This is a genomic window from Pseudomonas sp. W15Feb9B, from assembly GCF_000828175.1.
In the GTDB taxonomy this organism is placed as follows: domain Bacteria; phylum Pseudomonadota; class Gammaproteobacteria; order Pseudomonadales; family Pseudomonadaceae; genus Aquipseudomonas; species Aquipseudomonas parakoreensis.
Window position 1 is genome coordinate 182,654 of sequence record NZ_JTKF01000018.1, and the last position, 12,045, is coordinate 194,698.

Here is a 12,045-nt window from a genome sequence, read left to right on the forward strand (position 1 = left end):
GCCTGCGGCAGCTCCTACAGGGAGCGTGATTCCGTGTAGGAGCTGCCGAAGGCTGCGATCTTTTGATCTTTCCTGAACTCTCACAAGCGCGGCGCCGGCACTTGGTCGAGCAACTGCTGCAGCACCTGATCGACCTGCAGGCCTTCGATGTCCAGCTCTGGCGCTACTCGCACCCGATGGCGCAGCACCGAGAGCGCGCAACCCTTGATGTCATCAGGGATCACGAACTCGCCGCCACGCAGCAACGCACGGGCGCGGGCGCATCGCACCAGCGCAATCGAGGCTCGCGGGCCAGCGCCGAGGGTCAGGCCGGGCCAGGAGCGGGTGCTGCGTGCCAGTCGCACCGCGTAATCCAGCACTTGGTCGTCAATCGGCAGGTCGCTGGCGATGCGTTGCAAGGCCTGCACATCCTTGGCCTGCAAGACCGTGCGCAGCGGTTGCACATCGAGCATGTCGGCACGGGTCGAGCGGCTGACCTGACGCACCATGTTCAACTCCTGCTCGGCCTCCGGGTAATCCATGCGCACCTTGAGCATGAAGCGGTCGAGCTCGGCTTCCGGCAGCGGATAAGTGCCTTCCTGTTCGATCGGGTTTTGCGTGGCGAGCACCATGAACGGCTGGGGTATCGGCAGCGCCCGGCCTTCGAGGGTGACCTGGCGTTCCTGCATGGCTTCGAGCAATGCGGCTTGAGTCTTGGCCGGGGCGCGGTTGATTTCGTCGGCCAGCAGCAGGTGGGTGAACAACGGCCCTTTGCGCAGCTTGAATTGTTCGCTTTGCAGGTCGTAGACCGCGTGGCCGGTGACGTCGCTGGGCATCAGGTCCGGGGTGAACTGGATGCGCGCGAACTCGCCGCCGAAGCATTTCGCCAGGGCGCGAACCAGCAGCGTCTTGCCAAGTCCGGGGACGCCTTCGAGCAGCACGTGGCCGCCGGCGATCAATGCGGTCAGCACGTCGTCGATCACGCTGTTCTGGCCGATCAAGGCCTTCTGCAATTCGCCGCGCAGCGCTTGCGCCAACTGGCTGGCACGCTGGCGTTGCTGGGCGGCGTGAGTGGCGCTGCCGGGCTCGATCTGTTCACTCATAGCGTGTTCCTCAAGGTTTGCAGGTGGGCCACCTGGCGACTGAAATCGGCGCTGCTCATGCGCTGTTTCGGCACCGGGCTCAGGGCTTGGCTGATGGCGCGGGTCGGCTGTCGGGTCAGGCGCGACAGCACCAGCCATTGCTCAGCCACATTCAACTGGTCGAAGCCGGGATGGCGGCGGCGAGCGCGGCGCAGCACATCCTGTTGCAGGGCTTGCAACAGCGTGTGCTGACCGTTGTGGCGCAGGATGAAATCAGCACTGGTGCGCAAGTGTTCCTGCAACTGGCGACGGCCACTCGGGGCAGGTGCCTGCAGTGGCCCCTGGCGCACAGCAACGTGCCACAAACCAAGGACGATCAGCGCCAGCAGGGCGACGATGGCTTGCGGGAAGTAGCGCCAGAGCAAGGTCAGCAGACCATCGTGCGCCGTGCTGTAAATCAGCGTGACGTCGGTGTCGGCGCTCAGGTACCAGAGCAGCCAGGCGTTGTCGTGCTTGCCGATAGCCGGGGTTTTCCACAGTTCGGCATCGGTGACCACCGTGATCGAGCCGACGCCGTAGGGTAATTGCATCATGTGCGTGGCCTTGGCGCTGTTGGCCCAGGCCTGGGCGAGATTCTTCGGGTCGTCCAGATGGAACGCGGTGTCGAAACCGGCGTAGGCCGGCGCGTCCTCGTCTTCGAGGTAGAGTTTGGTCAGGTTCGGGTACGGGTCATCGGCCAGGTCCGCCGGCGGTTCCTTGAGATCCTTGCTCAGCGACTGGTGCAACTGCACCCGGTCCAGCAACAGGTCATCGCTCTGTTTGGCCTGCTTGTCCCACAACGCTTCGGCCACGAACACGATTCGCCCGCCGGCGCGAGCCCAGTTCAACACTTGATCAACTTGCCGTGGTGTCATCCGCGAACGCTCGCCAAACAACAGCAGGGTATGCCGGCGCGGATCAATATCGGGCAGCACCGCCAGCGTTTCGGCATGGCTGACGTTGAGGCCGTGCTCGCGCAAAAACATTTCTGCCGCCAGATAAGGATTGGCTTGCGCCTGGGGCGACGGGCCGTGATCGATCACTTCCTGATAGGGCCGGGCCTTGAGGTACAGATAAACGCTCAACGCGGCGAGCAGGGCGACGATCAGCCCGACAAGCAGCCACGCGCTGCGCCGGCTCAAGCGTGCGCTCCATGGTCGAACAAGGCGCGCCAACCGTCACACAGTTCTTGTCGCAGATGGGCCGCCGGCTCGCGGTGCCCATAGGCCATGTTCTGCCAGTGCAGCGTCAGGCTGCGACTGAACGCCAGCAGTTCAGGGCGCTGCAATTGCTCAACCCGCAGCAGTACCTGATGCTCGGTGTCGGCGGGTTTCAAGGTCAGGGCAAAATCGTGCAGCAGACGGCTGAGCAATCCGCGATAGAGCAGGCCCAGCGCGGCGCGCGGCTGGGTTTGCCAGAGTTGTTCGGCGCTGGCGGCGATGTCGTCGGGCAGGGATTGCGGGTTCAGGTCAAGGCCGAATGCTTGCTGTGGAGCAGGAGGCCGGACGCGGGCGGGCGGCTTCGGCCGACGGCTGACGAAGGTGCGCAGGAATTCGCGGTAGCGCCAGACCAGCCAGCCGATAGCCGCGAGCAACGCGCCCCACAGCAGCACTTCGATCAAGACCGCCAAAGCATTGAAGCGTTGACCGTCGAGCCAGCCGAGCAGGGTTTTCAGCCATTGCGGGGCCTCGCCGGGTTTGCTCTCGGCCGGGGCTGCCGGGTCGTCACCCAAGCGATAGCGGGTCACGCTTTCCTTGTTCTTGAACGGTGGTTGCTCGAGCAGCGCCTTGATACTGTCGTGCGCAGCCTGACTGGTCAGCGGTTGATTCAGCAGGCGAGGTGCCTCCGGGGCGTTGGCCGGCGCATCCGCCCACGCCGGCGGCACTGTCGGCAACCATAGACAGACGGCCAACAGCAGGCCCAGAGCGCTGCCGCTCAGGCGCTGGCGCAAACGGCGGAATACCAGTTCGATGTCCCACGCCTCCAGTACAGTGCGTCGGTTCAGATACAGACTGAAACCGCAGGCGACATACACCGGTTCCCAGAGCACCAGTACCAGCGCGTAGAAAGCGTTGGTCAGGTGCTCCAGCCAACGCCAGTGGTGATCGCTGTCGAGGATCAGCGATTGCCAGTCCCAGTCGGTTTCGATCTGCTGCGGCAGGAGCATGTAGAACAGCACCATCAGGCCGATCCACAGCGCGGTCTCCAGGTGCATGCCGATGATCGTCAGCCATTGCGCGGCGCCGGCATTGCGTTGCAGCAACACCTGCAAGCGCTGCTGACGCGCCGTGCCGTCGAGGCCTTCGAGTTGCAGCACCGGCAGCAGGAAGCTGCGACTCAGGCTCAGGCGGCGCCAGGTCAGGCTGGCCAGCAGCTGTGGTTTCAACAGCCGCGGAAATTCGCGCAGGGCCTGTTTCAGCGTGGGCGTTTCGCCGAACAGGGCCTTGGACAGGATGTACAGCGGCAGGCGCTCGTACGCCGGTTTCAGCCACCAGAAAATCAATACCGCCAGCGACGGCGAATCCCACAGCAGCAAGGTCAGCACGGCGAACAGCGGCAGGGTGACGATGGCCCAACTGGTCATCAACAGGCGTCGATGCTGCTGGCTCATGAGCACGCCCAGGTCCATGGCTTCCCAGCTGCTGCGCGGGCGGATCGCCACGGTGGCATCACTCAGGCGCATGGCGTGTCTTTCCGGCGAGCAGCAGATAAGCCGCGACGGCGATCCACAGCGCAGCACCGACCGCGTATTTGATCTGCGGCGTGACCCCGGTCTTCGACGACCAGTACGCTTCGATGAACGCCGCGATCAACAGGAACAGCATGACCCCGCACACCAGCAGCACGCTTTTGCGCGCGGCCTCCACCAGCGCTTCGCCGCGCGTCAGCCGCCCGGGCGCAATCACGCTCCAGCCCAGTTTCAGCCCCGCCGCCCCCGCCAGGGCAATGGCCGTCAGCTCGAAGGCGCCGTGGCCGATCACGAATGACCAGAACGTCTGGCCAAAACCGATTTCGGTCAGGTGCCCGGCCACCGCACCGATGACCAGCCCGTTGTAGAACAGGAAAAATGCGCTGCCCACGCCCAGCAGCAAACCGCTAGCGAAGGTCTGGAAGGCGATACCGATGTTGTTCATCACGTAATAGCCGAACATCACCCAGTCCTCACTGGCCGCCCGCTCGGCCGAGCGCCCGAGATGCCCGGCCACCGGGTCGTACATGCTCTGCATCTCGCGCACCTGTTCGGCGGGGATCAGGTTGTAGATCAGTTCGGGAAAGGCATACACCAGCAAGGCGAAGCCGATCAGGCTGCCGAAAAACACCAGGCCAGCGGCCAGCACGAACGGCCATTCGGCGCGCACCAGCCGGGGGAAGTCAGCGAGGATGAAACCGAGCAGGTTGGCGGCGAAGCGACTGCGGTGCCGATACAGCTGCTGGTGGCCGCGCAACACCAGTTGTTGCAGCGAGTCGATCAGAAAACTGCTGTAGCCGCGCTCCTGCGCCAATGCCAGATGCTGGCAGAGGCGTCGATAAGCCTTGGGGAATCCGGCCACCTGCGAAGTGTCCTTGCCACGTTCGAGGCGTTCCAGAGCCAGCGTGAAACGCTCCCATTCGGCCTTGTGGCGAGCTTCGAAAAGACTTTGCTTCATGTCGGACCCAGCAAGCCGCGTGCGATGCCATTGAGCTCGCTGACCGCTTTGGGCGCCGGGATGTGCAGCGGCTGGGCGAGCAGGGCGGCCAGCTCATTGACCCGCGCCGGCGACAGTTCGGCCTGGCGTTCGGCGAAGGCGAGCAGGGCCCGTTGTTCACTGAGGTTGAGCGGTACGGGCGAGCGGCGCGGCTGGACGTCGGGTAATTGTGGGCGAAGCAGGGCGGGTTCGCTGTAGACCACCAGAGTGCCGGCGGCGATGTCGCCCAGGCGTTTGAAGGTGGGATGTTGCAGGCAACTGATGGCGCCAAAGGCGTAACCGAAGGGCAGCAGATCGACAAAACGCAGCAGGTTGCGCAGCAGCGACGCCGACCAGCCAACCGGTGTGCCGTTGTCGTGGATCACTCGCAGGCCCATCCATTGCTTGCCTGGCGAACGGCCCTGACGCAGCACTTCGAACAGCACCATGTACCACCAGCTGACGGCAAACAGCAGCAACGAACCCAGTCCCATTCCGAGCTGGCCAAGAAACGCCAGCACCAGGAACAGCACGCCGAGGATGGCGCCGCGAATGCCCAGGTCGATGCCGAAGGCGAGGCTGCGCACCAACAGACCGGCCGGGCGCAACGGCAGGTCGATGCCCTCCGGGGTTTCCACTGGATAGCGGGTATCGAGTGGCGGGTTCAGCGGTGCTTTCCGTGGCAGTGCTGTGTTCTCGAGCATGGGCTACCTGAGGGGGCCGGATCGGGATACGAGATTTGTCCGATGCTAGCAGCCTCTTGGGGGAAAACGACATAACTATGTATTGCACCGCGTGTGGCGAAGGCTGGCCGAATGACACGGCGCTGGCCGCAATGGCGGTTGAACGCCTAGACTTTGCCGATCTCAAGTTCAGGAACCGCCCGTGACTTCAATCTTCTGGTACGACTACGAAACCACCGGCATCAATCCGCGCAATGACCGTCCGCTGCAGGTCGCCGGGATTCGCACCGACCACGATCTCAATGAAATCGACGAACCGGTCAACCTCTACTGCCAGCCCAGCGAAGACATCCTGCCGCACCCGGCGGCGTGCGCCATTACCGGTATCACCCCGAGCCGTCTCGCCGAACAGGGTTTGAGCGAAGCCGACTTCATGACTCGGGTGCATGCGCAACTGGCGGCACCCGGAACTTGCGGTGCGGGTTACAACACCCTGCGTTTCGACGACGAGATGACCCGCTACAGCCTCTATCGCAATTTCTTCGACCCGTATGCCCGTGAATGGCAGGGCGGCAACAGTCGTTGGGACCTGATCGATGTGGTGCGCGCCGCGTATGCATTGCGCCCCGACGGTCTGGTCTGGCCGACCGATGACGAAGGCAAGGTCACCCTCAAGCTCGAACGCCTGACGGTCGCCAACAACATCGACCATGGGCATGCTCACGAAGCGCTGTCGGACGTACGTGCCACCATCGCCCTGGCGCGGTTGATCCGCGAGAAACAGCCGAAGTTGTATGAGTGGCTGTTCCAACTGCGCAGCAAACAGAAAGTCATGGATCAGATTCGCCTGTTGCAGCCGCTGGTGCACATCTCCGGGCGCTTTTCGGCGGCGCGCCACTATGTTGGTGTGGTATTGCCATTGGCCTGGCATCCGCGCAATCGCAATGCCCTGATCGTCTGTGACTTGCACCTTGACCCGCAAGGTCTGCTCGATCTGGACGCCGAAACGCTGCGTCAGCGCCTGTACACCCGTCGCGACGACCTCGCCGAGGGGGAACTGCCGGTGCCGCTCAAACTGATTCACATCAACCGTTGTCCGGTGGTGGCGCCGTTGTCGGTATTGCGTGCCGCAGATCAGCAGCGCCTGGACCTGGACATGGCGCTGTATCAGGCGCGTGCGCTGCGGCTAAGTGACGCACAACAAGTTTGGAAAGATAAAGTAACGGCAATTTATGCCAGCGAAGATTTCACCCCGAATGAAGATCCGGAACAGCAGTTGTACGATGGATTTATCGGTGATCGCGATCGGCGCCTGTGCGAGCAAGTGAGGACAGCAGATCCGGCGCAATTAGCGCAAGAGCACTGGCCGTTCGATGATGAACGTCTACCGGAATTACTCTTTCGATATCGCGCACGCAACTTTCCCGATACGTTGAGTTTTGCCGAGCAAGAGCGCTGGAGAATATTCTGTCAGCAGCGTTTGTCCGAGCCGCACATGGGCGCACCTAATACCCTGCAATCTTTTGCCGAAGCCGCGCAGCAATGGGCGCTTAGTGCTACGCCGATGCAGAATCAAGTGCTCAATGAGTGGCAGAATTATGTCCAAGCATTGCGCAAACGTTTGAATCTTTGAAATCGAACATAGTGCGTCGATGAAACATCACGCATAAAAAAACGCCAGCGTATGCTGGCGTTTTTCATGGGTCGCAGAGGCTATCGGCGACCGGCGTTGCGGCTTAGCCCAGCAGGGTAGCCCAGCCTTCAACCACGTCACCGCCCCACTTGGCTTTCCACTCTTTCAGCGTCTTGTGGTTGCCACCTTTGGTTTCGATGACTTCGCCGTTGTGCGGGTTTTTGTATTGTTTAACTTTGCGTGCGCGCTTGGTGCCAGTAGTTTTGACTGCGACGCCACGGGTGCCTTTGGTTTTCGATTCCGGATCCAGCAGGGCGATGATGTCGCGCAGGGACTTGGAGTATTCGCCCATCAGGGTGCGCAGTTTGCCTTCGAATTCCAGCTCGGCTTGCAATTTGTCGTCTTGCGACAGATTCTTCAAACGGGCTTGCAGCTCTTTGATAGCTTCTTCGGTGGCGCGATATTCGTTGATCAAGGACATGGTAACTACCTTATGCGGATGTGTTGAATGGCAGGGGACAGTGCGGCAATAATAGTCAGGCTGTTTCATCAAGTAAACATTTAAGCGGTTTTTTTATTTGAATTAGTTACGTGAAATAACCGGTAAATTGAATGGTCATCTAAATAATGTGATGCAGTCATCACGAATATTCACAATTATCTGGCCGAACAGCTTCACGAGCACATCATCGCTTTGTCGTACAGTGCGCTCAGGCGCCATGAATCGCGCCTTCTCGGGGCGAGTGCTGATCAATACTGCAGTTTCCGCGCACAGTCGCTAGAATGGCCGCCTTTGCGAAGTTCTGGAGTTTCCCCCTCATGCGCACCTTTCGGTTGGTGATTTCCTGCCCTGACCGCGTTGGCATCGTTGCCAAAGTCAGTAACTTTCTGGCATCCCACAACGGCTGGATCACCGAAGCGAGCCATCACTCGGATAATCAGAACGGCTGGTTCTTCATGCGTCACGAGATCCGCGCCGATTCGCTGCCGTTCGGTATTGAAGTGCTGCGCGAGAAGTTTGCGCCGATTGCCGAAGAGTTCTCGATGGACTGGCGAATCACTGATACCGAGCAGAAGAAACGCGTGGTGCTGATGGCCAGCCGCGAATCCCACTGCCTGGCCGACTTGCTGCACCGCTGGCACAGCGACGAGCTCGATTGCGAAATCTCCTGCGTGATTTCCAACCACAATGACCTGCGCAGCATGGTCGAGTGGCACGGCATTCCTTATTACCATGTCCCGGTCAATCCGCAGGACAAGGAGCCAGCGTTCGCCGAAGTCTCGCGTCTGGTCAAACAGCACGACGCCGAAGTGGTGGTGCTGGCGCGCTACATGCAGATCCTGCCGCCGGCGCTGTGCCGCGAATACGCGCACAAGGTGATCAACATTCACCACAGCTTCCTGCCGTCGTTCGTCGGTGCCAAGCCGTACCATCAGGCGTCGTTGCGCGGCGTGAAGCTGATCGGCGCGACTTGCCACTACGTGACCGAAGAGCTGGACGCCGGTCCGATCATCGAGCAGGACGTGGTGCGCGTCAGCCACAGCGACAGCATCGAAGACATGGTGCGTTTCGGCCGTGACGTCGAGAAGATGGTGTTGGCCCGTGGCCTGCGTTATCACCTCGAAGACCGCGTGCTGGTGCACGGCAACAAGACCGTGGTGTTCTGATCTACCCCACGCGTGCTTGAATAAAGAAGGGCCTGGGCGTTCAATCGTCCCAGGCCCTTTTTTCGTTTCAGCCCCTTGAGGAACTGCCCGTGAGCGACCCACTGGACAAAGCCACTTCGAAAGCGCCAGCCACATTGGGCGAAGGTTGTCTGAGCCGTTTTGACCCGGATGACCTGAGCCCGGAAGACGGCACCGAGTTTCCCGGCGCCGCCGAGTTGTGGGAGCAGATGAAGGAGACGGACGAACCTAAGAAGCCTGCCTGAACTTCAGCAGCTTCTTGAGCAGCGGCCGCCCGAGCATCAACAGAAACACCGGGCCGCCCACCACCAGATAGAAATAGAACGTCACCACCCGCCAGATCAGAATCGCTGCCGCCGCGGTGGATTTGCCGACCATCGGTGCCAGCAGCGCCGCCGAAGTCAGTTCCGCCGCCCCCGCGCCACCGGGCAACAGGCTCATTTGACCAGCTCCCAGCGACAGCATCTGCACCAGAAAACTCCAGGCCCACTGCAGGTCCGCGCCGAGTCCGCGCAGGGCCAGATACAGCACGCTGTAACGCAGCAGCCAGTGCATGCAGGTCAGGGCGAAAACCTTGGTCAGCGTCTGCCACGGCAACTTGAGTGTGTCGATAAACGCATCGAGAAAATGCAGCAGCTTGCGTGCCCAGCGCCGGCGCGTGGCCGGTTGCACATTGAGGCGGGCGAGCAGGCGTCCGCTCAGAAGAAGCAGTCGACGGTGGTAGCGCGCCAGCAGCACGCAACTGAACAACCCACCGAACAGTGACACGGCGCTGACCATCAGCAGCCACTCCAGACGATCACTGAGGTGCTGGAACAACGCGTAAATCAGAATCCCGCTCAGGGCGCAGAGAAAGAACAGCAGATCGCTCAACTGATCCATGGCAAACACCGCACTGCCTCGGGCCGGGCGCACGCCGCTGCGCGCCAGCAAGGCCATGATCGTCAGCGGCCCGCCACTGCCGCCGGGCGTGGCGCAGTAGGCGAACTCCGCGGCCATCACCACACCGAGGCTTTTCAGCGGCGTGACCCGATCCCGCTGATCGCCCAGCAGCAGGCGCAGGCGCAGGGTGTTGATGCCCCAGCAGAGCAGAATCATGCCGAACATGATCAGCAGCCAGTGCAGCGGAAAGTTCTGCAACCGCGCGCCGATCTCGCCGCCGCCGAGCAGCACCGGGATCAGTACAGCGGCGAGCAGTCCGATCAACAACACAATGCCGCGACTCATGCAGCGCGCTCCATTCGCTCGCGGTGCTCGGTGAGCCAGTCGATTTTGCTCATGGGCGTGCGTCCTTCTGCCAGCAGCCGTTCAAGGGTTTGCAGCCAGTAATCACGCGCGAAGGCGTGGCGCATGTCTACCGGATGCAAGCCTAGACGAATCACCGCGGCGTCGCGCCAGTGCTGTTGGCGCTGTTCGCTGACGATTTTTGACAAACCCCGGCGCCAGGCACTGCGCGCGCTCCAGACCAGACCCGGGGCGTTGATGGCGGTGAAATCCGGCAGTTGATAAAGATGTTGCGGGTCGCTGGTGTAGCTCAATGGCGTTTCACGAAGGGCCTGGCGGGTGCCCTCGCTCATCAGCCAGGCCGGGGCGACGAAGCCATGCAACGGCCAGCCATTGCGCCGGAACAGTTCGATGCCGTGGCGCAGGCGAGCCTGCGCCGCTTCCCGGGACAGGCGATAAAACTCACCCTCGTGGGTGTAGATGCGGCGCATAAACCAGTCGCGGGGCGTGGTCGGGGCTGGCTCGCGGTCGTCATGGTAATAGCCGTGCAAGGCCAGTTCATCGCCACGGACAAGCCGCTCGCCGAGCATTCGGCAGAACGCGGGATGATCCTCAAGCGCATCGTGACCATGGAAATCCGGAACGACCAGCCAGGTCATCGGCACGCCACCCATTGCGTCGACCGCCTCGACAAATGGCCGATAATCCGCCCACGTCGACGGCGCCACGTCGTGCAGCACCAGCAGCACTGCGCGGTCATTCAAGGAATCAGCCATTGGCCACTCTTTGCCGCGAGTGACCGAGCACCGCGTGGTAATGACCGAGCAGACTGTCGACCACGCTGTCCCAGGAATAACGCCGTTCGACATGTTGTCGCGCTTGTCGGCCGAGTTTCAGGCAGCCGCGACTGAACAGCTCGCGCACCGCATTGGCCATGGCTTGCGGGTTGTTCGGTGCACAGAGCAAGCCGCAGTCTTCGGCGATGATTTCTTCAAACGCACCGGCCGCCACGGCGACTACCGGAATCCCGCAGGCCATGGCTTCGAGGATCACCAAACCGAAGGTTTCCTGATCGCCGGCATGGATCAGGGCGTCGGCGCTGGCCATTAATCGCGCCACGGTGGCGGCAGGACAGAACCCGTCGATCACGCTGACATTGTCCGGCACCACGGCGGGCATCGATGAACCGACCAGCAACAGGTGATAGCGCGGGCCGAGGCGTTGCATGCATTGGAGCAGCACCGGCAGGTTCTTCTCTTTGGAGCCGCGTCCGGCAAAGATCAGCAGACGGGTGTCTTCGGCAATTCCCAGTTCGGCGCGCAAACCCTTGTCGCGGGCGCCAGGATGGAAAGTTTGCAGATCCACCCCCAGCGGCTGCACGAACACGTTGCGCACCCCCAGGCCCCGGAGCTTGTCGGCCATCACCTGACTCGGCGCCAGCACCCGGTCGAAGTTGCCGTACAGTTTGCTGACGTAAGCCTCGACATTCGGCGTGAGCCAATGGCCCATTCGGTTACTCACCAGCAACGGCAGGTCCGAGTGATAAAAGCCGATCACCGGTACATCCAGTTGACGCCGCGCGTCGAGCGCCGCCCAGGCAGTCAGGTACGGGTCGCCGACTTCGATCAGATCCGGTTGCAAGTCCTGCAGGACATTGCGCCACGGCGCAAGACGCACGGGGAAGCGATAACCTTTGCCGAAGGGCAGGGCGGGTGCGGGCACTGTGTAGACGCCGTCGTGTTCACCGAAGTGCGCACCGGGGATCAACAGGCTGTGGCGAATGCCCGGTTTGACGCCCAATCGTCGATGCTTGGCGTCCAGGTACGTGCGTACGCCGCCGCTAGCCGGGGCGTAGAACATGGTGATATCGGCGATGTGCACAATGACGAGCCCTCCGCTGTGCTGCTCTCCCTTGGTTGACCTTTATCCAGAATAGATGTTCGGTCGGGAATACGCGGAGGGGTTTTTGCGAGGTGTTGTGGTGTTTGACAGGATGCCTTCGCGAGCAAGCTCGCTCCCACAGGGATCTGCAAACGACACAGATACAATGTGGG

General features: G+C 61.8%; 12 protein-coding genes. 3 read left to right on the forward strand and 9 right to left on the reverse strand.

The features are described from left to right. Nucleotides 1–80: 80 nt before the first annotated feature. From OC71_RS10995 to OC71_RS11015, 5 genes are read right to left on the reverse strand one after another with little or no spacing between them, the layout of a single operon-like run. Entirely contained in the window at nt 81–1,082 is a 1,002-nt protein-coding gene (locus OC71_RS10995) for a MoxR family ATPase (protein ID WP_041068499.1), read from the reverse strand. Further along, nucleotides 1,079–2,242: a DUF4350 domain-containing protein gene (locus tag OC71_RS11000; RefSeq protein ID WP_041068500.1), complete on the reverse strand. Its 1,164-nt coding sequence runs from the start codon at nt 2,240–2,242 to the stop codon at nt 1,079–1,081. The genes OC71_RS10995 and OC71_RS11000 overlap by 4 nt, the downstream gene beginning before the upstream one ends. Then, complete coding sequence (locus OC71_RS11005) at nt 2,239–3,783, reverse strand: DUF4129 domain-containing protein (RefSeq protein WP_041068502.1); 1,545 nt, start codon at nt 3,781–3,783, stop codon at nt 2,239–2,241. The genes OC71_RS11000 and OC71_RS11005 overlap by 4 nt, the downstream gene beginning before the upstream one ends. Then, nucleotides 3,770–4,747: a stage II sporulation protein M gene (locus tag OC71_RS11010; protein ID WP_041068504.1), complete on the reverse strand. Its 978-nt coding sequence runs from the start codon at nt 4,745–4,747 to the stop codon at nt 3,770–3,772. Before OC71_RS11010 ends, OC71_RS11005 begins: the two co-directional genes overlap by 14 nt. Next, on the reverse strand, nt 4,744–5,469 hold the full coding sequence (locus tag OC71_RS11015) for an RDD family protein (protein WP_041068506.1): 726 nt from the start codon (nt 5,467–5,469) through the stop codon (nt 4,744–4,746). The genes OC71_RS11010 and OC71_RS11015 overlap by 4 nt, the downstream gene beginning before the upstream one ends. Before the next feature lie 181 nt (nt 5,470–5,650). Between OC71_RS11015 and sbcB the strand changes: the two genes are divergently transcribed. Beyond that, the gene (gene sbcB, locus OC71_RS11020; RefSeq protein ID WP_041068508.1) at nt 5,651–7,081 is read left to right on the forward strand and encodes an exodeoxyribonuclease I; all 1,431 of its coding nucleotides are present in this window, start codon (nt 5,651–5,653) and stop codon (nt 7,079–7,081) included. 103 nt (nt 7,082–7,184) lie between these two features. On the opposite strand, the gene mvaT is transcribed toward sbcB, so the two are convergent. Beyond that, on the reverse strand, nt 7,185–7,562 hold the full coding sequence (mvaT, locus tag OC71_RS11025; RefSeq protein WP_041068510.1) for a histone-like nucleoid-structuring protein MvaT: 378 nt from the start codon (nt 7,560–7,562) through the stop codon (nt 7,185–7,187). A gap of 338 nt (nt 7,563–7,900) precedes the next feature. On the opposite strand from mvaT, the gene purU reads away from it, so the two are divergent. After that, on the forward strand, nt 7,901–8,749 hold the full coding sequence (gene purU, locus OC71_RS11030) for a formyltetrahydrofolate deformylase (protein WP_003227580.1): 849 nt from the start codon (nt 7,901–7,903) through the stop codon (nt 8,747–8,749). An 89-nt stretch (nt 8,750–8,838) separates the two neighbouring features. Beyond that, entirely contained in the window at nt 8,839–9,012 is a 174-nt protein-coding gene (locus OC71_RS28375) for a hypothetical protein (RefSeq protein ID WP_174376823.1), read from the forward strand. On the opposite strand, the gene OC71_RS11035 is transcribed toward OC71_RS28375, so the two are convergent. Genes OC71_RS11035 through OC71_RS11045 form a run of 3 tightly spaced genes read right to left on the reverse strand, consistent with a single transcriptional unit; the run spans nt 8,996 to nt 11,851 of the window. After that, complete coding sequence (locus OC71_RS11035) at nt 8,996–9,994, reverse strand: lysylphosphatidylglycerol synthase transmembrane domain-containing protein (RefSeq protein ID WP_041068512.1); 999 nt, start codon at nt 9,992–9,994, stop codon at nt 8,996–8,998. The genes OC71_RS28375 and OC71_RS11035 overlap by 17 nt on opposite strands. After that, complete coding sequence (locus OC71_RS11040; RefSeq protein WP_041068514.1) at nt 9,991–10,767, reverse strand: DUF2334 domain-containing protein; 777 nt, start codon at nt 10,765–10,767, stop codon at nt 9,991–9,993. The genes OC71_RS11035 and OC71_RS11040 overlap by 4 nt, the downstream gene beginning before the upstream one ends. After that, nucleotides 10,760–11,851, reverse strand: coding sequence for a glycosyltransferase family 1 protein (locus tag OC71_RS11045; RefSeq protein WP_177327912.1), 1,092 nt, complete (start codon nt 11,849–11,851; stop codon nt 10,760–10,762). The genes OC71_RS11040 and OC71_RS11045 overlap by 8 nt, the downstream gene beginning before the upstream one ends. Between the last annotated feature and the right edge of the window lie 194 nt (nt 11,852–12,045).

Excerpts from the sequence above, each read along its gene's own strand:
- OC71_RS10995 (WP_041068499.1), bottom strand. The coding sequence starts at position 1,082 with ATGAGTGAACAGATCGAGCCCGGCAGCGCCACTCACGCCGCCCAGCAA.
- OC71_RS11005 (WP_041068502.1), bottom strand. The coding sequence starts at position 3,783 with ATGCGCCTGAGTGATGCCACCGTGGCGATCCGCCCGCGCAGCAGCTGG.
- OC71_RS11010 (WP_041068504.1), bottom strand. The coding sequence starts at position 4,747 with ATGAAGCAAAGTCTTTTCGAAGCTCGCCACAAGGCCGAATGGGAGCGT.
- OC71_RS11015 (WP_041068506.1), bottom strand. The coding sequence starts at position 5,469 with ATGCTCGAGAACACAGCACTGCCACGGAAAGCACCGCTGAACCCGCCA.
- mvaT (WP_041068510.1), bottom strand. The coding sequence starts at position 7,562 with ATGTCCTTGATCAACGAATATCGCGCCACCGAAGAAGCTATCAAAGAG.
- purU (WP_003227580.1), top strand. The coding sequence starts at position 7,901 with ATGCGCACCTTTCGGTTGGTGATTTCCTGCCCTGACCGCGTTGGCATC.
- OC71_RS11035 (WP_041068512.1), bottom strand. The coding sequence starts at position 9,994 with ATGAGTCGCGGCATTGTGTTGTTGATCGGACTGCTCGCCGCTGTACTG.
- OC71_RS11040 (WP_041068514.1), bottom strand. The coding sequence starts at position 10,767 with ATGGCTGATTCCTTGAATGACCGCGCAGTGCTGCTGGTGCTGCACGAC.
- OC71_RS11045 (WP_177327912.1), bottom strand. The coding sequence starts at position 11,851 with ATGTTCTACGCCCCGGCTAGCGGCGGCGTACGCACGTACCTGGACGCC.